The sequence below is a fragment of the Pseudotenacibaculum haliotis genome, assembly GCF_042684245.1.
Lineage (GTDB): Bacteria > Bacteroidota > Bacteroidia > Flavobacteriales > Flavobacteriaceae > Polaribacter > Polaribacter haliotis_A.
In genome coordinates, this window is the sequence record NZ_JBHULH010000004.1 from 621502 (window position 1) to 644758 (window position 23257).

At 36.2% G+C, this 23257-nt stretch carries 12 protein-coding genes; 3 read left to right on the top strand and 9 right to left on the bottom strand.

Annotated features, from left to right (window positions below; translation table 11 throughout):
- Window positions 1-47: 47 nt before the first annotated feature.
- The 7 genes from ACFSRZ_RS10865 to ACFSRZ_RS10895 form a co-directional block, all read right to left on the bottom strand.
- Window positions 48-935, bottom strand: a complete 888-nt coding sequence (locus ACFSRZ_RS10865) for a PorP/SprF family type IX secretion system membrane protein (protein WP_379666581.1) — start codon at window positions 933-935, stop codon at window positions 48-50.
- Between the two features lie 28 nt (window positions 936-963).
- Window positions 964-8514: an MBG domain-containing protein gene (locus ACFSRZ_RS10870; RefSeq protein ID WP_379666582.1), complete on the bottom strand. Its 7551-nt coding sequence runs from the start codon at window positions 8512-8514 to the stop codon at window positions 964-966.
- Between the two features lie 554 nt (window positions 8515-9068).
- Window positions 9069-10439 (bottom strand): 7TM diverse intracellular signaling domain-containing protein, encoded by a 1371-nt coding sequence (locus ACFSRZ_RS10875; RefSeq protein WP_379666583.1) that lies wholly within the window; start codon window positions 10437-10439, stop codon window positions 9069-9071.
- 118 nt (window positions 10440-10557) lie between these two features.
- Window positions 10558-11427 carry a hypothetical protein gene (locus tag ACFSRZ_RS10880; protein ID WP_379666584.1) on the bottom strand — a complete coding sequence of 290 codons (870 nt, stop codon included), beginning with the start codon at window positions 11425-11427 and terminating at the stop codon, window positions 10558-10560.
- Window positions 11428-11461: 34 nt separating this feature from the next.
- A complete protein-coding gene (locus ACFSRZ_RS10885) occupies window positions 11462-12190 on the bottom strand; it encodes a LytR/AlgR family response regulator transcription factor (protein ID WP_379666585.1) in 729 nt (242 codons plus the stop codon).
- A 129-nt stretch (window positions 12191-12319) separates the two neighbouring features.
- Entirely contained in the window at window positions 12320-13849 is a 1530-nt protein-coding gene (locus ACFSRZ_RS10890; RefSeq protein WP_379666586.1) for a sensor histidine kinase, read from the bottom strand.
- A 183-nt stretch (window positions 13850-14032) separates the two neighbouring features.
- Complete coding sequence (locus ACFSRZ_RS10895; RefSeq protein ID WP_379666587.1) at window positions 14033-15652, bottom strand: ABC-F family ATP-binding cassette domain-containing protein; 1620 nt, start codon at window positions 15650-15652, stop codon at window positions 14033-14035.
- A 220-nt stretch (window positions 15653-15872) separates the two neighbouring features.
- On the opposite strand from ACFSRZ_RS10895, the gene ACFSRZ_RS10900 reads away from it, so the two are divergent.
- From ACFSRZ_RS10900 to ACFSRZ_RS10910, 3 genes are all read left to right on the top strand, one after another.
- Window positions 15873-17273, top strand: a complete 1401-nt coding sequence (locus tag ACFSRZ_RS10900; RefSeq protein ID WP_379666588.1) for a hypothetical protein — start codon at window positions 15873-15875, stop codon at window positions 17271-17273.
- A 132-nt stretch (window positions 17274-17405) separates the two neighbouring features.
- Window positions 17406-19172, top strand: a complete 1767-nt coding sequence (locus ACFSRZ_RS10905) for a DEAD/DEAH box helicase (RefSeq protein ID WP_379666589.1) — start codon at window positions 17406-17408, stop codon at window positions 19170-19172.
- Window positions 19173-19297: 125 nt separating this feature from the next.
- Window positions 19298-20755: an alkaline phosphatase family protein gene (locus ACFSRZ_RS10910; RefSeq protein WP_379666590.1), complete on the top strand. Its 1458-nt coding sequence runs from the start codon at window positions 19298-19300 to the stop codon at window positions 20753-20755.
- Window positions 20756-20811: 56 nt separating this feature from the next.
- Here ACFSRZ_RS10910 and ACFSRZ_RS10915 read toward each other — a convergent pair whose 3' ends face one another.
- Entirely contained in the window at window positions 20812-22059 is a 1248-nt protein-coding gene (locus ACFSRZ_RS10915) for an aminotransferase class I/II-fold pyridoxal phosphate-dependent enzyme (RefSeq protein ID WP_379666591.1), read from the bottom strand.
- A gap of 128 nt (window positions 22060-22187) precedes the next feature.
- Complete coding sequence (locus tag ACFSRZ_RS10920) at window positions 22188-23225, bottom strand: PLP-dependent cysteine synthase family protein (protein WP_379666592.1); 1038 nt, start codon at window positions 23223-23225, stop codon at window positions 22188-22190.
- Window positions 23226-23257: the final 32 nt, after the last annotated feature.

Sequence of the window (23257 nt, forward strand, 5' to 3'; positions counted from 1 at the left end):
ACTTTGGGAGAACGGCTTTCTTTTTTATAAAGAATATCTCTTTTAACTTAAAACTGATATTTTAAAATTAATTCTAACGAACCATTGTCGTTAATAGCACTTGCATCCATTGTTGTTACATCATAGGCTGCTCCTAGTTTTAGTCTGTCTAATACTTGGAACAATCCGTATGCTGATACTGTTTCATCTACTCTGTAGTTCACCCCTGCAATAAACTTCTTGTTGATCTCTAAAGATGATCCCAGATCGTAACTCGTTGGTGCTCCTTCTACCGTTCTCATCATTACTCTTGGAGTTAAGACTAGGCTACTGTTTAAAGTAATGTTGTATCCTCCTCCTAAGTAGAAGTGTGCTTGGTCTACAGCTGCACTTGGCCTGTTTCCTTGCTTCTCATATCTGTCTCCCTTTAAGAAGTTTGGTGTAGAGATACTGATGTAGAACTTATCATTCTGAATATTGATCCCCGCTCCGATATGTGGATTGAAGAAACTTTGGTTCTGTGTAAACAATGGGTCATTTCCAGGGTTGCTTGCCTTGGTTAGATCGATGTTTACAAATCCTCCTCCAGCTTTTAGTCCAAAGTATAGGTTTGTCTCTTCATCTATCTGTAGTTTATACGATACATCTACTGCAATGTCGGCTTCTGTCAAGACAAAAACTCTATCATTGATGGCCGAGATTCCTATTCCCAGATTCTTTCCCAATGCTTTTGAGTAGGCCATAGAGATGGTTCTTGGGGAATCGTCGATTCCCAAGAACTGATTTCTATACACCAAGTTCAACTCAGGTGTTTCCTTGATCCCTGCAAAAGCCGGGTTAATAATGTTCATATTAAAGTTATACAAGGTAAAGTTTGGGTCTTGTTGTGCTTCTGCCTTGGTTCCTATTAACAAAGCAAAAGTGATCGTGATGAGTGTTATAATTGATTTTTTCATGATTGTTCTCTTTTATAATGTGCTTTGATTAATAATTGATGTATAACCATCCTCTTGTAGGTTTGCTTCCATCTCCTAGATCTATTACGTAGATATAGGGTCCAACAGGTAATCTATTACTGCTTCCACTGTTACTAATCTGATTTGATACAGCTTCCCAGTCATTTTGATACCCTTTCTTCTTAAACACAAGCTTTCCAGATCTGCTATACACACTTACCGTATTATTTGGGAAGGCTGTGATATTCTCGATCACCCATCCATCATTTACTCCATCTCCATTTGGAGAGAATCCGTAGCTTCTGGTTTGTAGAATTTCTGAGGTACATGCACTGTTATCAGTATCTTGACTATCTATGATTCCATCTCCGTCACAATCTTCATCTACATCATCTACTCCGTTTCCATCATCATCCTCATCACAGAAATCTGCAATACCATCACTGTCTGTATCTACTGTGTTGATGGTAATTGTAAATGGTGCTGAAAGATCTCCGGTGTTTCCTGAAACATCAGTAGCTTGTGCTGTAATGCTATAGGTTCCGTCTGCAAGTGTAGTTCCTGTATGATCGAAAGTAAAGAAGCCATTATCATCTGTTATTGTAGTTCCTACAGAAATTGCTTCGATAAACACTTCAACAGTAGACCCTCTTTCTGCAGTTCCTGAGATTTTCAAGGTATTATCACTAGTCATAGTTAAGTTACCACTACAGGTATATTCTGAAATATGAGTTACTTGTGGTGAAACAGGTGCAATCGTATCTTCAATAGTCAACGTTCCTTCAATAAAAGTCAAGTTGTAATTTGGTCCTGCAGTTAAAGTACCTTGGGTGATTGCATAGGTTCCTGCATCTTCTCCGGCTATTCTTGACAAAGTTCCTGAGAACGAATCTCCTGATTCTAAAGAACCACTTGTAAGCACATACGTAAAGGCCGGATCTGCAGTTCCTCTTTCTTTAAGTTGATCATCTGCTGTTACTGTAATGGCCTTTTGAGTAATACTAAAGTCATTAGAAACAAAGCTTAAATTATAGTTTGAGTTTAAAGATAAGGTTCCTTGACTGATAGTATAGTTTCCTACATCTTCTCCGGTTGCTCTTGTTAATGCTCCTGTAAAAGAATCTCCACTAACTAAAGTTCCTGTAGTTATTGCATACGTAAATGAAGGATCTGTATCTCCATATACTTTTGTTTGGCCTGTATCGGCTGTCACAATAATATCTCTTTGGGCAATAGCGAAATCATTAGAAACAAAACTCAGATTGTAGTTAGCTCCTGCGCTTAATGTTCCTTGACTTATTGCATAGGTTCCTACATCTTCTCCAGCAGCTCTATCTAATGTTCCGGTAAAGCTATCTCCACTAACCAAACTTCCTGTGGTTATTGCATAAGTATATGTAGGGTCAGTTTCTCCGTATATTTTTGTTTGTCCTACATCTGCTGTTACAATAATTGCTTTCTGAGCAATACTAAAATCATTGGACACATAGCTTAGATTGTAGTTAGTTCCTGCACTTAATGTTCCTTGATTAATAGCATAATTTCCTACAGCTTCTCCTGTCGCTCTGGTTAATGCTCCGGTAAAAGAATCTCCTGTTTCTAAACTTCCTGAAGTAACAGCGTATGCAAATGTTGGGTCTGCTTCTCCATATATTTTTGTTTGTCCTGCATCTGCTGTTACAGTAATTGCTTTCTGAGCAATACTAAAATCATTGGACACATAGCTTAGATTGTAGTTAGTTCCTGCACTTAATGTTCCTTGATTAATGGCATAATTTCCTACATCTTCTCCAGCTGCTCTAGTTAATGCTCCGGTAAAGCTATCTCCTGTTTCTAAACTTCCAGTAGTAATTGAATATGCAAATGTTGGGTCTGCTTCTCCATATATTTTTGTTTGCCCTGCATCTGCTGTTACAGTGATGGCTTTTTGAGTAATACTAAAATCGTTAGAAACAAAGCTTAAATTGTAGTTAGTTCCTGCACTTAATGTTCCTTGATTGATAGCATAATCTCCTACATCTTCTCCAGCTGCTCTATTTAATGCTCCGGTAAAAGAATCTCCACTTACCAAGCTTCCTGAAGTAACAGCGTATGCAAATGTTGGGTCTATTTCTCCATATACTTTTGTCTGCCCTGCATCTGCTGTTATAGTGATTGCTTTTTGAGTAATACTAAAATCGTTAGAAACAAAGCTTAAATTGTAGTTAGTTCCTGCACTTAATGTTCCTTGATTAATAGCATAATTTCCTACAGCTGCTCCAGCTGCTCTAGTTAATGCTCCGGTAAAAGAATCTCCACTTACCAAGCTTCCTGTAGTTATTGTATAAGTAAACGTTGGATCTGAATCTCCGTATACTTTTGTCTGGTCTACATCAGCAGTTACGGCAATTGACCTTGCTGCTATTGCTAATGTTATGTCTTTTGTTCCTCCTGTATAAATACCATTGGCTACAAGAGTAGCTCTAATTGTAATATTAGCCACATTTCCTAAGTCTACAGTTGCATCATTGCTTCCTGATAAGCTTGTTCCATTTGTTGCTCCAATTATAGAATATGTAATTGTTCCTCCTGAGTTTGATGTAGCTGCCAACGTAAAATCTGCATCACCGTAAGTTTTGTTGATATCTGTAAAACTAATGGTAGGCGCTATTAATGCTAAGGTTGTAAATGTTTTTACGCTTCCGTATACTGTTCCAGAGTTATTTGTAGCATAGGCTCTATATGAATACTGTGTATTAGGTAACAAGCCGGTGATTGATTCGTTAAATGCTCCTGTTCCGGCTCCATTATCATCTTTGGTAACTCCTGTTCCTCCTATTTCCGGATTGTTATTTGCTGAAGTAATTGAGTATACAATTCCTCTATCAGTTACGGTAGATCCTCCACCATCTGTTACATTTCCTCCAAAATCAGCAGATAATTGTGCTATGGAAGCAACATCTGTAGTGGTTACTGTAGGAACTGATGCGTTGATCACAATTGCTTTATTCAGACTCAATGATCCTGAAGTTACTCCATGTGGTACAGTTAGATTAGCATCATTGCCTGCTGCATCTTTGATTGTTCCTGAATTTAATGTCAGAGCCGATGAGTTAATAACATCCAAGTTGGCGTTTTCATCTCCAGATTGAACCGTATAGACAAAACGTAAGGTAGATACACTTCTATCTACATAATTGATTGTTTGATCTGTAGTTCCTGTTTCTAAGGTTAACTGAGGAGTTCCTGTAACAAATACTTCTTCGTCGTATTGTACATAAATATTAATCACGTCACCAACTCCGTAAGTTCCATTGGTTGCATCGGAATTAATTTCTAATACACTTGATGAAGTTTCATCGTTACTCACACTCAATTGAGTTGCTGCTATATTTCCGTTTCCTGCAGTATCATTGGCTTTGTCTATTGCTACATCAACTGTTACTGCTCCATCAGAAGCAGGTGTTATTGTTGCTGTGTAAACACTTGCACTCGTGCTATTAAAGTTACTAGCTGTTCCGTTACCAACTGTAATATCTCCAACTACAAATCCGGTTACATCTTCTGAAAAAGTAAACGTAGCTGTAAATGCTCCGCTTTGTGAACTGGCTGCATTGCTAGTAATAGTTACTGTTGGTTTGCTTGTATCATTGGTAATGCTCAACTGAGTAGCAGCTAAGTTGTCGTTTCCTGCTGCATCAATGGCTTTGTCTGCTGCAACATCAATCGTTACTGCTCCTTCTGCTGCCGGGGTGATTGTTGCTGTATACACATTTGCACTTGTACTGTTAAAGTTACTAGCTGCTCCATTTCCTACAGTAATATCTCCGATCACAAATCCGGTTACATCTTCTGAAAAAGTAAACGTAGCTGTGAAAGCTCCATTTACAGGGTTTGCAGAGCTAGTAATTACAACCGAAGGTTTGGTTTCATCATTGGTTACACTTAATTGTGTTGCTGAATTATTAAAGTTTCCGGCAATGTCTGTAGCTATTGAAAAAGTTACATCAATGGTAACTGCTCCATCAGAGGCAGGAGTAATTGTTGCCGTATATACTTTAGCGCTAGTCGTTTGAAAATTACTGGCTGCTCCGTTTCCTACAGTAATATCTCCAACCACAAATCCGGTTACATCTTCATCAAAAGTAAATGTTGCTGTAAAAGCTCCACTCTGTGGATTTGAAGCATTACTTGTAATGGTTAGTGAAGGTGAGATAATATCATTCTCTATACTAAACTGAGTTGCTGCTGTATTTCCATTTCCTGCTGCATCATTCGCAACATCTGAAGCTACATCAATAGTAACTGTTCCATGATTAGTTCCAGAAATGGTAGCTGTATACGTTGTTCCTGTTCCTGAAAATGTACCTGCTTTTACTGTTCCGTTTGAAAGTGTAATATCTCCTTCAACAAATCCTGTTACACTTTCACTAAAAGTAAAAGTCACTGGAAATTCTGCCAAAGCAACTCCTGAAGTATTTGTACTGGTAATGGTTACCGTTGGCTTTGTTTCATCATTTTCTACACTCAATTGTGTAGCTGCGGTGTTGTTGTTTCCTGCAACATCAATGGCTTTATCTGCAGCCACATCAATCGTTACTGCTCCATCTGCTATAGGAGTGATCGTTGCTGTATAAACGCTTGCGCTTGTACTATTAAAGTTACTCGCTGCTCCATTTCCTACAGTAATATCTCCAACCACAAATCCGGTAACGTCTTCCGAGAAAGTGAATGTAGCAGTAAATGCTCCACTGGTTGGATCTGCCGAGCTTGTAATTGTAACTGTAGGCTTTTGTGTATCAATCGTAAAGTTTCCTGAATCTGTAGTTCCTGCTCCTAAATTTCCAGCATTGTCTGCTACTCCGGATTTATCTATAGTAAATACATTGGTTGCATCCTCAACACTAGAAGTAGGTGTAAATGTAGCTGTATACGTTGTTCCTCCATCTGCAGAACTTACATTTGTTAACGTTCCATTAGGAATTGTAATGTCTGCATTGGTAAATCCTGTTACTACTTCAGAAAACGTAAATGTTACCAGTGTAGTTTCCCCTGATATTAACGCTGAATCAGTAATGACAATCGAATCTACATCCGGTCTGTTTGCATCAATAGCATCTGAACTCTGACTAATAGCCGTACCAAATGTATTACCGGCTTTTCCTCCTGAATCTGAGAGCGTAACACTAACAGGAATATCACTTCCTGCTGCTACATCTGTACCTCCATCAGTTACTGTAAAAGTAGCCGTATATGTGGTAGCATTGGTTCTAGATAAGTTTCCTACCGAAAACCCTCCTATTGTTCCACTAATTCCACCGGATCCTGAAGTATAATTATCTGTATCACTATCTACAGTGATCGTTGCTGTAACAACATCTCCTACCTTCATAGGTGTGTTAGGAATACTTACTCCTGTAATTGTAGGTCCAACTGCACTGGAAATAACTGTCGTATTAGAATCATTACTAACAGTTGTTCCATCATCAATCGTAATGGTAAAAGCGGTTGTTTCTGTAGTAGCAGTACGATTGGCTGTTGGTGTAAACGTCAAAGCTCGTATAGCAGCTTGCATGTCTGCTAGAGATTTGCTTGCTATTGTATAAGGTCCTGAACCTACAAGATCAGCACCGGAAAGTGCTCCTTTTGCATTATTATCTAAAGTAATGGTTGCTGTTACGTTAGGGTTTCCTAGTATTGTTAGTACAACACCTGAAAAAGGATCTATTGTAGTATCATCATTTACCGCTTGATTAGCTGATGTTCCTGTTATAACGGGTACAAGTACGGTAACTCCATACTCTTCTACTTGACCAAAGTCTATATTCTCACATGCACTAGCCACCCCATTGTCAAAGAAGTCAGATAAGACTCTCATTCTTAAGACTGTGTTGTTAACAGCTGTAAGTGGAGCGGTGATTGAACCCGTATGGGATATTTTTTTATCACTGCTAAATGCCAATTCTCCGGCATCATTAAAATCTCCATCGTTGTTATAATCAATGTATACTTTTACATCTTCCTGGTTGTGCGTAAAGTTGGTTACCGTAATCGATTGCGGTACTCCCGCAGTAATGGTAGTTTGTTGAGTACAAGTAAAATCATGTAGTGTAGGGTCTCCTTGACCAGGAACACTTGTAGTGTTATCTATTGTACCAAAAATGACTCTTTTTATTCCTAGCTGAAAAAAGGCTTGATGGCCTGTAAAACCAGGGTTACAATTCACAGCAGTGATTAAGCAAGCTGTAACAGGGCCTTGCAAACTACTCTCTACCGGAGTTCCTGCATCTGTTCCATCATTAGGCGTTACTTCAAAACTGATATATTTTCCAATATCATTGTTAGTTAAGGTATAGTTTTGTCCTGTTGCTCCCGAGATTGCTGTTCTATTAGTTCCTGAGTTATTGTCAGAACGATACCATTGAAAAGTAGTACCGCTTTCTGTATCTCCTGCATCAGTATCATTCCATGTGTAACTACCTGATAATTGCTCTGCTGAAGCTAGTCCTCCTGTAAAATTCACATTAGAAGCTGTAGGTGCTGCATTAGGTAAAACAGGTGCTTCTAAAACAATATTATTAAAAATGAATCCTTCTATACCTGGCACTCCTCCATCGAAAAAACCTGGTGTTTTCTGACGAATTCTCACTTCATCTACATATCGAAACCCTGTATCTGTCATTCTAATATAGTTGTATATACTACTTTTTGCAATTGAAACTTCCTCACTCACTACCAGTGTTCCATCCCTAAACCCTAATACTTCTATTGTTTGTATATAGTCATAGGTTTCAAAAGCATCAAAACCAGAAAAGTTGAATTCACTTCCATTATCTGTAGAAAAAACAAACCAAACTCCATTAGCTCCATCTCCTGCATTGGAAACATAGCCTAATCCATCTACAATTGAATTTCCTGATACTATAGAGCCGTGTGCAAAACCTCTATTTAATGCACCAGCAATACCTGTTAACGAAGCAAAAGCCGTCCCAATTCCATCATCTGTGGTCTTAAAAGTAATATTCCCGAAATTAATTGTATTCACTTGCTCTGTACCATCTGTGTCATATCCTCCTCCATAAGGGTCGGTAGGAAAACTAACAATTTCATTTCCTGTTATCAATCCTAATACTTGCATTCGAGCATATTCCGTATCAGCAGGAAAAGTTCCTAAAGTTCCTATACTGCTTCCTGAAACGGTTTTTTTCCAACTAGCATTGGTCCCACTTGATATAGAAACATGTATCTTATACGTAGTATTTGCCAATAATGTTGGGTTGGTACTTGACTCTATAGCCCCTTGCAACCCAGATCCAGTGAAATGATTTCCCAAATTTTCTATAGTACTTCCTGCATTAGTTCTTAATGAAACATTTACAGATGCAGGGTCAGTCATACCACTTTCAAAGTCGAGCATTACCGAGTAAAATTTTACATTTTGATTTCCAACTGTAAAGCTTTGTTCATGGCCGCTTCCTCCAATGGTGTAAGAGGAATTGATTGACTCTGACAAATTATTAACGATTGTTTGACTATTTGCTTCTCTGGAAAAATGAAAAACAAATAAAAAAAGGATGATGTTAAATAATGTTCTTTTCATGTGTTAGTTATTGTTCTAGTGTTCTAAGTTTCTTTGTTATTTGCCTGTTCGTTTTTTTTAATTGACGTACTTGGTAAAGTTTTAGACATGAGTATGAAATGACAAAAACTCCCACTCCTATATTTAGAAGGTCAAAATTTTGAAAGGCGCTAATGAAGAGTAATCCTATAAACAAGATCAATAGAACGATGATCAATTGCTCTTGTAACTTCAGCATCTTTTTTACATTTTCTCTTCGCGTGCTTCTTAATGATCTTATGTGAATACCTTTATGCATGGGATAAAAATTCCTCGCAATTTTAGGTGCTTTCCTAGTTTTTTCTCCCACCCTTCGGGGTAGTTTTGGTGTTTTTCAATGATTTTATCTTTTAAAATGACGATTGTCTATACACAGTATGAAACACACACATATACAGGTAAAGGTCTGTGAATCTGTAATGTGAAATGAAACTATGTGCGCAAACAACAGAGGTAGGTCGTGAATTGCAATTTTTTCGGAGTTTTGCCTTAGCTCCGTAAGCACAAAAACTGTTAAAAATTAAAAAACAGTGTTTTTATACGTTGAACAGTAGTTTTGAAGTGATCTCTGTTCTCTTTTTAACATCTAATTTCTCGTAAATATTACGGATGTGATACTTCACTGTGTTTACGGAAACAAATAATTCTTCTGCAATTTGCTGGTTATTGAATCCTTTGGCAATTAATAATAAAACGTCGGTTTCTCTATCAGTTAATTCATTCTTTTCAGCAACTTTTAATAACTTTTCTTCTACTTGCAATGTTTCTTCTTCGTCTTTTATATCTGATAGTGTTTGCAGCGAGTTTTCTAACTGCATCACTTGGCCGATATAACTTTGCAACTCTGTCCCCATTTGTTCGTTTTTCTCTTTTAAGATTTTAGTTCTATACGTAGTTGCGTAAGTTAAGATCAACATTTCAAATAAGGCTCCGAACTTTACATGACCAATTGTAACCGAAAAAACGGAAATTCCTAAATCTTGAGGGATTACAAATAACAATGCTGAAAAAAGGACTAAACTATACCCGATTACAAAGAATTTTGCAAACTTCTCGGTTTTGAGTACATATACTCCCAGCCCCCAGTAGTATGCCAACACCAACAAACAGAAAGTATCTCCTAAAGCATAAAAAACATAGTTGTGAGTTGGTAGGTATATTCCATAACTTATAAGTGGTAACAACAACAATCCAGCTCCTCTGTATAAGCTTTTAGGCACAAAAGTCTTCAGGTTTAGAAAGACTGTAGCAAACATAGCGCCCGTAAGGGCTATCAAAAAATGTGAGAATACATTGATATGATCTGAGATTGATTCTACTACCCATAATTTTGAAAAACCATCATAATCTGAGATTCCTATATTCGTTGTTGCTACAAACAAACAGTAGTACAAAAATGTTTTGTCTTTTAAAGACAGATAGAAGAACAAGTTTATAATGCACACCATGATTACAAACCCATAGTAAAACCCATTTTTTAACAATCGAATCTTTGCATTTTTCTCATAAGCAGAGAAATAACTTACTGCTAAAGGAAAAAACACCTGACGGTAAAACCGTACTTTCACATAAAACGTGCTGCCCGTTGCATTTTCTATCTTAATAGCTGTATTGGTAATTCCCATATCGTTGTTACGGTCAGCTATTTTCTTCCCTCCTTGAAAAATATCGATTGTTTTGATCGTATTTTCTCTGATATCAAAAACAATTGTTTTTCCTTTCTCTAAATCACTCAATTCTACCTTATACCAAAATACTCCATCATTTAGATTGATGACTTTATCTTTTACTGAAGTAAACTCTATTTTTTCGATATCTTTAATAAGCAACTGCTCTTCAACATCTTTAAAAACAGAAATTTCTTTGATTAGGTTTTCTGTATTTTGCCCATAAAGTAATGCAGACAAACACATGAAAAGGCATAACAAAATTCTTCTTGGGGGCTTCAAAATAGTATAATGAATGTATATCTTTTATTGAGGTGAATCATTAACGAAAAAATGCAGATACATTTTCACGAAACATTTAGCCTTTAAAAGGTAAGTACCCTACTTCTTCTACATCTCGAGATTCAGACAATTGCCTTGGTGTAACTATGGTTCCTTTTGCATCCACTCCTTTTAGCTCTATACTTGGAACTGTAACTGTTTCGTTTTGATCTATTTTGAAAGGTTGAGGAATTGCTAGAGACTTTGATTCTTTTAGAACTTCTACATCCAATTCAAAACCAGCATTCTTATAGATCATTGATACTAAGGTTGAACAAACGACCATCTCTTTTTCATGATGAGCATTATAGTCGTTGATCCAATCTTGGATGATCAAGATCATCATATCTGCTGCATAGGCAGGCATATAGTTAAGAAGTAGTTCTTTTAGCTTCCCGTCCGGATATCTTAAGGTGCAAATTACTGCCAACAACCAGGCCGTTTTATATGCGTAAGGGATAGATGTGTCATTGTAAAAAGCTCTCGTTTCATTGGTGATTAATGTTTCAAAATCAGAAGGGTTTCCTTTACGTCTGTATACGTAAATATTTTTCACTCCGGGTCCTTTTAATGTACTATCCATAGATGCTTGACCAATTCCATGAGTACCAGCTTGTACAATTCTATTCAAATTTTCTACAGGTGCTCCCATTTTACCTCTATTCACATCTACATTTCCCCAAATAGCTGCATGGTAAATATTTTTATAGTTCTTTGGGTCATCTCCCGGATCAAACCATGGAATCATGTATAAGAGTAGATAAAAAGCTGCGGGCATCCACTTTTCTTTATCGCCACTATCCTCCCAACTAGGAAGTAAACTATAAAACTTCAGATAACTAAAATCTTCGTTTTCAAAGATTAAAATATCTCCTACTTGTAAATCTGATTCCTCTAATTTTCTCATTGTATGTAAGTAATGGGGATTTGTTAATTATCTTTTATAACATTTGTAATCGTTTGATGAATTCGTCTTTGTGAGCGCGGCCTAAAGGAACTTCTGTTCCATTTATTCTCACTACAAAAAGACTCAAATCGATATCTTCTATCTCAGAAGCATTTACAATATAAGATCGGTGTGTTTGTACAAAGATTGATGCATCCAGCTTTTTAGCTAAATCTTTTAGAGATTGTCTCAAAGTGAATTTTCTATCTTTTGTATGAATCATACAATACTTATCTTCTACCTCAACCCATAGTATCTCTTCTAGTCGTATTTTGATCAACTTGTTACGATCCTTCACAAAGAAACAAGAAGTTGCTAATAACACTTCTTCCTGATTATCAAACACCTGATCTCCATCAGCATAAGCATGCTGTAAAGCCAACTCTATACTTCTTTGAAGTCTTGCAGGCTCAAATGGTTTGATTAAATAAGCATAAGGTCCGGTTTGTTTGGCTTTGCTAAACGTTTCTTTGTCGTCAAAAGAAGTGATAAAAATAATCGGGGTTGGGCGTTGGCCTTGAAATATTCTAGCCAGATCTATTCCTGACAACTCACCTTCTAAGTTGATATCCATCAACACCAAATCCGGGTTGTGTTCATCAAATAAAGACATGGCTAATTTTCCTTGAGAAGCAACTCCAACAGTTTCATAACCTAACTCTTCAACAAACATTTCCAAAGTGTCAGCATAGTTTGCTTCATCCTCTACAATTAAGATCTTCATCTTTCTTTTAATTTGTTTATCACTGCTTTTATTCATTCTAAAGGTCTATTAAAACTATCATTCATTTTAAAGTTTGATTGCCAACGGCTAAATTTTGTCCATAAAACATACAATTTTTGGTGCGTAATACTAAGCACTTGTAATTTTGATGGTTATAGGAAAACTTACAGTAAAACTTGTTCCTTTTCCAAATTCGCTTTCTACCGAAATTGTTCCTTGATTCATTTCTGTAAATTCTTTACACAATCTCAATCCCAATCCAAATCCTTTTTCTCCTCTGGTTCCTATTGTAGTTTCAAAATCATTGCTCTTAAAAAGTGACTGAGCCATTTCTGGAGACATCCCTTTTCCTTGATCTCTAACTGTTATGTGTATCATGTTATCACTCTCATGAGCTTTCAAAAGAACAGTACTTCTATTCTCAGTAAATTTGATTGCATTGCTCAGTAGATTTCTAATAATCGTAGATACGGCATTCAAATCTGCGTAGAGCTCACCTTCTACAATCTCATTTTTCAACGTTACTTCTTTTGATTTAGCTAATGATTTATATAAATCAATATTTTCTTGAATTAAAGGAGCTACTTGATGTATTTGCGGGTTGTAAGAGATTCCTCCGGTTTGTGATACTGCCCAGTTGAGTAAATTGTTGAGTAAATGATTTAATTGATCTATAGATCGATCAATCTGCCCTCCCATTTCTAAGAGTTTCTCTTGACGGTCTTTTTTAATGAAATATTCCAACTTTTGGCCAACACCTTGTAAACCGATCATCGGGTTTCTTAAATCGTGAGCGATAATTGAAAAGAATTTGTCTTTTGTTGCATTTGCTCTTGAAAGCTCTTTGGTACGCCTTTCAACTTGTTGTTCTAAAATTACTTTTTGATCTTTCAGTAATTTGGTTTTAAACTGCTCTTTTTCTAATTCTTTTTCTAACAATTCTCTTTTCATTTCTTTGATCCTGTATGCCAAAGCAAATGATAACAGTACAATTTCAAGAGCCCCACCCAATTCTATAGATGATAATACCAGTTGGTTTGTTGGCAACCAACCTGCTCCATGCATTGTTCTCGTTAAAAGCCCTAGCACATAGGGTACCCAAGCAATCAAATAGAACTTTGCCGGTTTGTAGTTTTTTCTGTAAATGATATAACCTGTAACTATGTATGAAGGAAACGAGAGCAAAACAATCCAACGAACAAACTCCTTTATGGGGTCTATACCTAAAATTATTGTAAGTACAGAAACGAGTATTCCTAGTGCGCAAATAAGCCACATTAATTGATCTAATCGTTTACTATAGAGTTTAAGTTGCAAGAAAAGGGCTGCAAACCTGCTAGAAAAAGCCATACTAATTCCTGCAAATACAACATAAATTGTACTATCTATGCCTGGGTGATTGGGCCACAGATATTCATCTCCCAAACCATTGGTTGATACAGTCGTTAAAATTGCAAAGACAGTAGTTCCTACATACAGCAAATAAGCTCTATCTCTTAATGAAAAATATAGTAGTAGGTTGTAGAGAGCCATCACGATCATGAGGCCAAAGAAAACACCCAAAAGTAAGCTTGGGAGATCTGTATTACCTTTAAAGGTATGTAAGGTTTCTACATCTTGATACACAATATTGCTAACTCCTGAAAAATCTAAACCCATTAGATTAAAGGAGCAGCAAAAAAATACCAATATAAAAATAGACCTCAGAAAGAATGTTCTTTTAAAAATTAAATTCTTCAAGGTTAGTTATTAAGGGACATTAATAGCCTATGAAAATATAAAAAAAATTAGAGGTGAATGTTATGAAAACAAAAAAGGAAGCTTTTCAGCTTCCTTTTCTATTTATGCGTACATTTTTTCTCTTAGTTCTTTCACTTTCGGATCGTCTAAATATTCATCAAAAGTAGAATATCTATCAATTACTCCGTTAGGTGTTAACTCTATTATTCTGTTTGCTACTGTTTGTGCAAACTCGTGGTCATGAGTTGAGAACAATACTGTTCCTTTAAAGTTGATAAGTGAATTGTTCAATGCTTGAATTGATTCTAGATCCAAGTGGTTTGTTGGTTCATCTAACAATAAAATGTTAGCTCTCTTCATCATCATTCTAGATAGCATACAACGTACTTTCTCTCCTCCAGACAATACATTACTCTTCTTCAGTGCTTCTTCTCCAGAAAAGATCATTTTTCCTAAGAATCCTCTTAAGAATACTTCTTCTCTTTCTTCTTCTGTTTGTGCATACTGACGTAACCAGTCTACTAAGTTCAAACTTCCATCTTGGAAAAAGTCAGAGTTGTCTACAGGTAAATATGATTGTGTTGTAGTAACTCCCCAATCAAATTTCCCTGAATCTGCTTGTGTATTTCCTGAAATGATTTGATAGAACGCTGTTACAGCTTTTGAGTTTTTAGATATAATAGCTACTTTATCTCCTTTATTTAGATTGATATCTATATTTTGGAATAGTACTCCTTCATCATTAGACTTAGCTAATCCTTCTGCATTTAAGATTTGATCTCCTGCTTCTCTTTCTGCTTTGAAAATAATAGCAGGATATCTTCTACTAGAAGGTTTGATCTCATCTACATTTAACTTCTCGATCATCTTCTTACGACTGGTTGCTTGTTTTGATTTTGCAACGTTAGCCGAGAAACGACGGATGAATTCTTCTAATTCTTTCTTCTTATCTTCTGCTTTCTTGTTTTGTTGTGCTCTTTGTTTTGCCGCTAACTGACTAGACTCGTACCAGAAAGTATAGTTTCCTGAGTAATGATTGATCTTTCCAAAATCAATATCAGAAATATGTGTACAAACTGCATCTAAGAAGTGACGGTCGTGAGACACAACAATAACTGTATTATCATAATTAGCTAAGAAGTTCTCTAACCAACCAATTGTTTCAAAATCCAAGTCGTTGGTAGGCTCATCCATGATCAATACATCCGGGCTTCCAAATAATGCTTGAGCTAATAATACACGTACTTTTTGTTTTCCGTCTAGCTCACTCATCAATGTATAATGAAGCTCTTCTTTAATTCCTAAATTCGATAGCATAGCAGCAGCATCTGAATCGGCATTCCAACCATTCATTTCCTCAAACTTCACCTGTAACTCACCAATCTTCTCTGCATTCTCATCAGAATAATCAGCATATAATGCATCAATTTCGCTTTTAATTGCAAAAAGCTCTTTATTTCCCATTACTACTGTTTCCAATACCGGGTGCTCATCAAAAGCAAAGTGATCCTGACTTAAAACAGACATTCTTTTCCCTGGTTCTAAATGAACATGACCAGAAGTGGCTTCCATTTTTCCTGATAGAATCTTCAAGAAAGTGGATTTCCCTGCTCCATTGGCGCCAATAATTCCATAACAGTTACCTTGAACAAACTTAGTGTTTACTTCATCAAATAAAATACGCTTTCCAAACTGGACTGATAAATTAGAAACTGATAACATTGAGTGCTTTGCTTTTAAATTTTGCTGCAAAAGTATGAAATAGATTTATGATTTTAAACCGAAATGCAAAGATGTTTGGCTGCTAAACAGCGAAATTTTCATTTTTAATTTCAATTCCATATTTTAGCTCGAATTTTAACAAAACCAAGTGACTCAAGATTGTTTTAACATGCCATTAACAACAAAGCGGAAGATAGATAGTTATTTTTGTTTGTTGAAAATGAGATTGAGATTGAACATGATAGAACGATTTAGTAAACTGATAGCTATTTTTACCATTACAGTTTTTATGAGCTGTACTGGAGCAACCGAAAAGGATATCACCTATTTTGGAGGAAAAATAATTAATCCAAAATGTGATCATGTTATCTTGTATGATAACGAAGTTGTTTTGGATACTTTTTACTTAAATCAAAACGATGTCTTCTTAGGAGAAATACCAGCTCTTAATGAAGGCCTATACTACTTTAAACACGGTAACGAACATCAATATATTTATCTGGAACCACAAGATAGTCTTTTAGTTCGATTGAATACTTGGGATTTTGACGAGTCTTTGGTATTTAGTGGAAAGGGTGCAGAGCGTAATAATTTACTGATTGATTGTTTTTTAGAATCTGAAAAAGATGATAAACTTTTCTATAAATTGTACAAGTTACCTCCAAATGAATTTAGAAATAAAGTAGATTCTATAGAAGAAACACGACTTGCTACTTACGATGAGTTTGATAAAAAAAATCCTGAAGAATCAGATAATTATAAAGACATTCTCAAAATTGCACTTACCTATCCTTTGTACTCTAAAGTAGAAAATTATCCAATGGCGCATTCTGCCATTAAAGATGAGAATGAAGCTCATACAGAAGTAAATGCCTCATTTTACAGTCACAGAAGTAAAGTTTCTCTAGATAAAGATTCTATCATGTATTTTTATGCATACAGAGATTTTGTTTTGAGTCATCTGTACAACAAAGTAAATACTGCAGGGCACGATCTAGATTCTGATGAATTTACTGTAAGTCTTCTAAAAACTATAGCTAACGAGGTAAATAATGAATATACCAGAAATGCTGTTCTTAGGCAGACTATGATTGGTCATTTTTATAGAAAATCTAGCTGTAATGTAAATAAAGATGCTTTTAACACCTACTTAAAACTCAGCAGCAATGATAGTGATAAGAGATTGATAAAGTCTTTATTAAATGACTCTAAAAAGCTTCACAAAGGAAAGAAGATATACAATTTCAAGGTTAAAGATTATAATAAAACTGACAGAAGTATTAAAACTTTGATAAAAGGCAAGAATGTTGTCTTATTTTTCTGGAATCCTGATTATGTTTCTAGAGAATATGTTGGGGCTAGAGTAAAATACTTGTCTAGAGAATTTCCTAGCGTTAAATTTATTGGTGTAAAAATTGATGGAGATGGTAAAGATCGCATCAAACAATTAGACATCAAAACTCAGTATTACGTTAGTCCTAATAGCAAGGCTAATGAGTTCTTGTCAAGTAAAATGCCTCGTACTTTACTTATCAATAAAAAAGGAATCATCACCAATGGATATGCGGCTCTTTCTTCTCGTAATATCTACGGTCAGATAGACAAGATGATCAAAAACTAGTACTTTATAGTATTATCCATTTAATTTAACCTACATTTGCACGATTTTTACTGAGAACCAACTCATTAAAAACAAAGTCGTTATTAATCAAGGATTTACAGGTGGGCGTCTGTGGATCTACAAAAACACAGTATGTCAACATTTTTAGAATTAGGCTTAAAAGAGCCTATCAATAGAGCATTAACGGATTTAGGTTACGAAAAACCAACCGTAATTCAAGAAAAAGCAATTCCTCAGATTATTTCTTCAACTGACGATCTAAAAGCTTTTGCACAAACAGGAACAGGAAAAACCGCTGCATTCAGTTTACCAATTTTGGAATTGGCAGATGAAACCAATCAAAATACACAGGCTATTATCCTTTCCCCTACTCGAGAACTTGCAGTGCAAATAGGAAAGAACATTCAAGACTTTGCAAAGTACATTCCTAACATGAAAGTTGTTACTGTATATGGAGGAGCAAATATTGAAGAGCAAATCAAAAAATTAAAGAGAGGGGCACAAATAGTTATTGGAACACCGGGAAGAACAGTAGACCTTATCAACAGAAGAGCTTTAAAGCTTGGTAATGTTGAGTGGTTGGTTTTAGATGAAGCTGATGAAATGCTGAATATGGGGTTCAAAGATGAACTTGATAAGGTTTTAGCCAGCACTCCAGACACTAAGCAAACATTACTTTTCTCTGCTACATTTCCAAGAGAAGTAGAAGCTATTGCTAAGAATTATATGGTTCGTCCTGTAGAGATTGCTTCAGGAGAAAAAAATACAGGATCTGATAATGTTAAGCATATCTATTATCTGGTTTCTGAAAGAACACGTTACCCGGCATTGAAGAGGATTGCTGATATCAATCCGGATATCTACGGAATCATCTTCTGTAGAACAAGAAGAGAAACGCAAGAGGTAGCAACAAAACTGATTGCTGACGGATATAATGCAGATTCATTGCACGGAGATCTTTCTCAGGCGCAGCGTGATACAGTGATGGAAAAATTCCGTCAAAAGAGTATACAAATGTTAGTAGCTACTGATGTAGCTGCACGTGGATTGGATGTAAACAATCTAACGCATGTTATCAATCATAAGTTACCGGATCAAATAGAAAACTATACACACAGAAGTGGTCGTACGGGAAGAGCCGGAAACCAAGGGGTTTCTATTGTATTGATCAATAAGAAAGAAAAAGGTAAGATTACTCCTATAGAACGCAAGATCAAGCAAAAGTTTGAGCAAAAAATGATTCCTACCGGAGATGAAGTATGCCAAAAACAGATTTTACATTTAATAGATCGTGTAAAGACAATTGAGGTAAACGAAAGTGAAATCGAAGGTTTCTTACCTAACATCTACGAAAAACTAGCCGGATTGGATCGTGAGGAATTGATTCAACGCTTTGTTTCTTTAGAGTTTAATACTTTCTTATCTTATTACGAAAATGCACAGGACTTAAATGATCTAAGCAAAGATTCAGGAGGAAAAAGCGGAAAAGGTTCTTCTGAGAATATGACGCGATTCTTTATCAACTTAGGTAGAAAAGATAAGTTAAACCCTGCTCGTTTGATCGGATTGATCAACGATCAAAATATTACTGAAGCCTTAGATATTGGTGCTATTGATATTTTAGACACCTTCTCTTTCTTTGAGGTAGATAAAAATTTTGAACAGCAAACTTTAGAGGCTTTTGCTCAAAACCAACCTGAGTTTTCCGGACGTGATGTAAATATCGAAATCACTAAAAAGGAAAAGCCTACAGGAGGAGGCGGAAGAAGACGAGGAAAAAGACCTTTTAAAGATGGTGGTAACCGAAGAGGAAGTGGTAGAGGAAATGGAGGACATCGTGGAAGAAGAGGAAATAACAATCCCTCTTCAGGTTTTGGAAGAAAGCGAAGAAAGAAATAAGGTATTCACCTAAAAAATATAGCCCATCAGAAATGATGGGCTTTTTTTATGCAAAAAACACGCATAAATACTCGTTTTTTTATCAAAACACCATACTAACTTGATAGCCCTAAATCGCATTCAGAATGAAAAATAAATTAAACGAAATTGAACACATAGTTGTGGTTATGATGGAAAACAGAAGTTTTGACCACATGTTAGGCTATCTTTATTCAGATAAAGGGAATAAATCTCCTTTGGGTCATGACTTTGACGGATTAACAGGAAAAGAGTTTAACCTTGACAAGCAAGGAAACAAACATCCTGTCTTTCCTATTACTAACAAAACTTCCAATCCTTATTTTATGCCTTTGGCAGATCCGGGGGAAGGATATTCTAATACCAACTCTCAATTATTCAGTACAATTAAAGAACCTAATCCAATCACCCCTGCTAAGATGGATGGTTTTGTAACCAACTTTGATTATACGCTGGGTTGGCAAAAGAAACCTAATAGTGGTTGGAAGATTATTGGAAATCCTACTGGTAAAGATATTATGGGATGTTATTCTCCTGAAATGCTTCCTGTACTTTCTACTTTGGCAAAAGAGTATGCTGTAAGTGATGCTTGGTTTGGTTCTGCCCCTACAGAAACACTTCCTAACAGAGCATTTTTGCATATGTCTACTTCTCAAGGAATACTTTCTGACAAGTCACAAAGTGTATACACTGCAAAAAGTATCTTTCACTCACTTCAAGCTGCCGGAAAAACGTGGGCTTGTTATGGATATGACTCAGATCCTCTAGTACGTAATCTGGTCGCAGATATTACCCATGCACAAAACAGCCACTTTGGAGATTTTGCAGCATTTCAACAAGCAGCTAAAGAAGGAACATTGGCCAATCATGTTTTCTTAGAGCCTAAATGGGGACCTAAAGGAAACAGTCAACACCCTAATTACGATGTTTCTAAAGGAGAGCAGTATATGAAACAAGTATACGATGCTGTTCGTAACTCTCCTTGTTGGGATAAAACTTTATTGATCATTACTTATGATGAGCACGGTGGGTGTTACGATCATGTTTCTCCTCCTGAGAATGCAGTAAACCCAGAACCCGGAAAGATTGGGCAAAACAACTTTAATTTCCAACGTTTTGGTCCTAGAGTTCCTACTGTTCTTATTTCTCCACTAATCGAAGCAGGTACTGTGATAAGAGCCGAAGGTGCTACTCCTTATGATCATACCTCTATCAATAAAACGATTCAAAAGAGATTTGGACTAGATCCTTTAACTGAAAGAGATAAAGCTGCTCCTTGTATTTCTGATGTATTGACTTTAGACAAACCTAGAACAGATAATCCTTTAGAAAAGATCACACCTCCAACCAGTGGAGATGATACAACATTAGAAGATACTCCAAGTCATTTACAAATGGTAATGGCGCATAATGCATCGCAATTACCGATTCAGGATGAACATGAAAACGGAGAGCATCATGTATGCCCTGATTTCAAAACAGGATCAGATGTGATGAAGTATATAAACGACAGGCACAAGCACTATTTCCACGATTATTATCACCACGATTATGATTATGAATAGAAGCATAAAAAAAACCGAGCAGATTGCTCGGTTTTTATTTTTATTTTGAATTCTTACTATCCTACAGAAGCATCTACATGCTTATAGGCTCCGCTTTCTAATTTGGTTCTAATTGCAGAGAAAGCAGTAATCGTTTCATCAATATCTTCTTGTGTATGTGTAGTTGTTGGAATCAATCGTAAGATGATCAATCCTTTTGGAATTACAGGATATACTACGATCGAACAAAACACTCCGTGATTTTCACGTAAATCTTGTACCAAAGCCATCGCCTCAGGCACATCTCCTTTTAAATATACCGGAGTAATACAGGTTTGTGTAGTACCTAAATCAAATCCTGCATTTCTTAAACCAGATTGTAAAGCATTGGTGTTTTCCCACAATTTATCTTTCAATTCCGGCATTGTACGGATCATATCTAAACGCTTCAAAGCTCCTTTTACCATTGGCATTGGCAACGACTTTGCAAACATTTGCGAACGCATGTTGTACTGCAAATACTGTACAATATCTTTATCTCCTGCGAAGAAAGCTCCAATTCCAGCCATCGATTTTGCGAAAGTTGCAAAATACACATCAATTCCATCCTGAACTCCTTGTTCAAAACCGGTTCCTCTTCCTCCTTCTCCTAAAGTTCCAAATCCGTGTGCATCATCAACTAAGAAACGGAAGTTGTATTTCTTCTTTAATTCAACGATCTCTTTTAAACGACCTTGCTCTCCTCTCATTCCGAAAACTCCTTCAGAGATAGCTAAAATACCTCCTCCGGTCTTCTCAGCCATTCTTACAGCACGCTTCATGTTTTTTTCAAAACTTTCAATATCGTTGTGCTTGTAAACAAATCGTTTTCCCGGGTGTAAACGAACACCATCAATAATACAAGCATGTGTATCAACATCATAAACAATGATATCATTCTTTCCTACCAATGCATCAATTGCAGAAACCATTCCTTGGTAACCGAAGTTTACCAAATAAGCAGCTTCTTTTCCTACAAACTCAGCACATTCTTGTTCTAATTGTTCATGGTATTTGGTGTGTCCGGACATCATTCTTGCTCCCATAGGATACGCCATTCCGTGCTCCATTGCAGCTTCTCCATCAGTTTTTAATACATCTGGATGATTGGCTAATCCTAAATAATCATTGACACTCCAAGTGATTACTTTTTTGCCATTGAAAAACATTCGATTAGAGATCGGTCCCTCTAATTTTGGAAATACATAGTATCCTTCTGCCTTATCTGCCCAATTTCCAATAGGCCCTTTCTCTTCTCTAATTCTTTCAAATAAATCTTTCGTCATGCTCTTAACATTTTCTTAGCTAATCTATACATTAGCGGGTGCAAAGTAACCGAATTTTTAGGAGTAAATCAAATAAAAAGAAGTGTTGATTATCAACAAATTATACACCTAAATCGTTTTCGATTTCTCTATTTTACGTAGTTGGCGGGTTTATTCTGTGGAAGTTCTGAATCGTAGAAGCCTTGTTCTTTCATCCAAACATCGCTGTAGATCTTATTCATATAGCGAGAACCATGATCTGGAAATACCACTACAACAACACTATTTGCATCAAAAAATCCTTTTTCTGCATACTGTTGTGTTGCTTGCATTACAGCTCCACAAGTATACCCCGGAAAAATTCCTTCTTTTCTAATAATTTCCCTAGCCTTGTACGCTGCATCTTTATCGCTTACTTTTTCATAAACATCAATTACAGAAAAATCTGTTGCGGTTGGTATTAAGTTTTTTCCTAATCCTTCAATCTTATAAGGTTTGATCTCATTTTCATCAAACTCGCCGGTTTCATGGAATTTCTTTAAAACAGACCCCATTGCATCTACTCCTAAGATCTTGATATTAGGATTTTGCTCTTTTAAGTACTGGGCAGAACCGGAAATAGTTCCTCCGGTACCACTGGCTACAACCAAATGTGTGATCTTGCCTTCTGTTTGTTTCCAAATCTCTGGTCCGGTAGTTTCGTAGTGAGCTTCAATATTTAGTTCATTAAAATATTGATTGATATATACAGAATTAGGTGTTTCTTTATGAATTCTCTTAGCTACTTCATAATAAGATCTTGGATCATCTGCGGGCACATTAGCCGGACAAACATACACCTCAGCCCCCATCGCTCTTAGTCCGTCTATCTTATCTACTGAAGATTTATCGCTTACCGCCAGCTTACATTGATATCCTTTTACCATGGCGATCATTGCCAAAGAAAATCCGGTATTTCCTGAAGTAGTTTCAACAATAGTACTACCCGGTTTTAAAATGCCTTTTTTCTCAGCGCTTTCTACAATATGCAAGGCAATTCTGTCTTTTGCTGAATGCCCAGGATTGAACATTTCTAATTTAGCAAAATACCTCCCTGGGAAGCCTTCAGTAATACGATTGAGTTGAACCATAGGTGTTTGTCCTACGAGTTCTAATAAGTTGTTGTATACCCCTTTGTTTCTATCCATTCTCTCTCTTTTTTACAAAAAAACTTATTGAG

Bases quoted from the DNA above. Each gene is read 5' to 3' on its own strand.
- ACFSRZ_RS10865 (WP_379666581.1), bottom strand. From the start codon at position 935: ATGAAAAAATCAATTATAACACTCATCACGATCACTTTTGCTTTGTTA.
- ACFSRZ_RS10870 (WP_379666582.1), bottom strand. From the start codon at position 8,514: ATGAAAAGAACATTATTTAACATCATCCTTTTTTTATTTGTTTTTCAT.
- ACFSRZ_RS10880 (WP_379666584.1), bottom strand. From the start codon at position 11,427: ATGAGAAAATTAGAGGAATCAGATTTACAAGTAGGAGATATTTTAATC.
- ACFSRZ_RS10885 (WP_379666585.1), bottom strand. From the start codon at position 12,190: ATGAAGATCTTAATTGTAGAGGATGAAGCAAACTATGCTGACACTTTG.
- ACFSRZ_RS10890 (WP_379666586.1), bottom strand. From the start codon at position 13,849: ATGGGTTTAGATTTTTCAGGAGTTAGCAATATTGTGTATCAAGATGTA.
- ACFSRZ_RS10895 (WP_379666587.1), bottom strand. From the start codon at position 15,652: ATGTTATCAGTTTCTAATTTATCAGTCCAGTTTGGAAAGCGTATTTTA.
- ACFSRZ_RS10900 (WP_379666588.1), top strand. From the start codon at position 15,873: ATGAGATTGAGATTGAACATGATAGAACGATTTAGTAAACTGATAGCT.
- ACFSRZ_RS10905 (WP_379666589.1), top strand. From the start codon at position 17,406: ATGTCAACATTTTTAGAATTAGGCTTAAAAGAGCCTATCAATAGAGCA.
- ACFSRZ_RS10910 (WP_379666590.1), top strand. From the start codon at position 19,298: ATGAAAAATAAATTAAACGAAATTGAACACATAGTTGTGGTTATGATG.
- ACFSRZ_RS10915 (WP_379666591.1), bottom strand. From the start codon at position 22,059: ATGACGAAAGATTTATTTGAAAGAATTAGAGAAGAGAAAGGGCCTATT.
- ACFSRZ_RS10920 (WP_379666592.1), bottom strand. From the start codon at position 23,225: ATGGATAGAAACAAAGGGGTATACAACAACTTATTAGAACTCGTAGGA.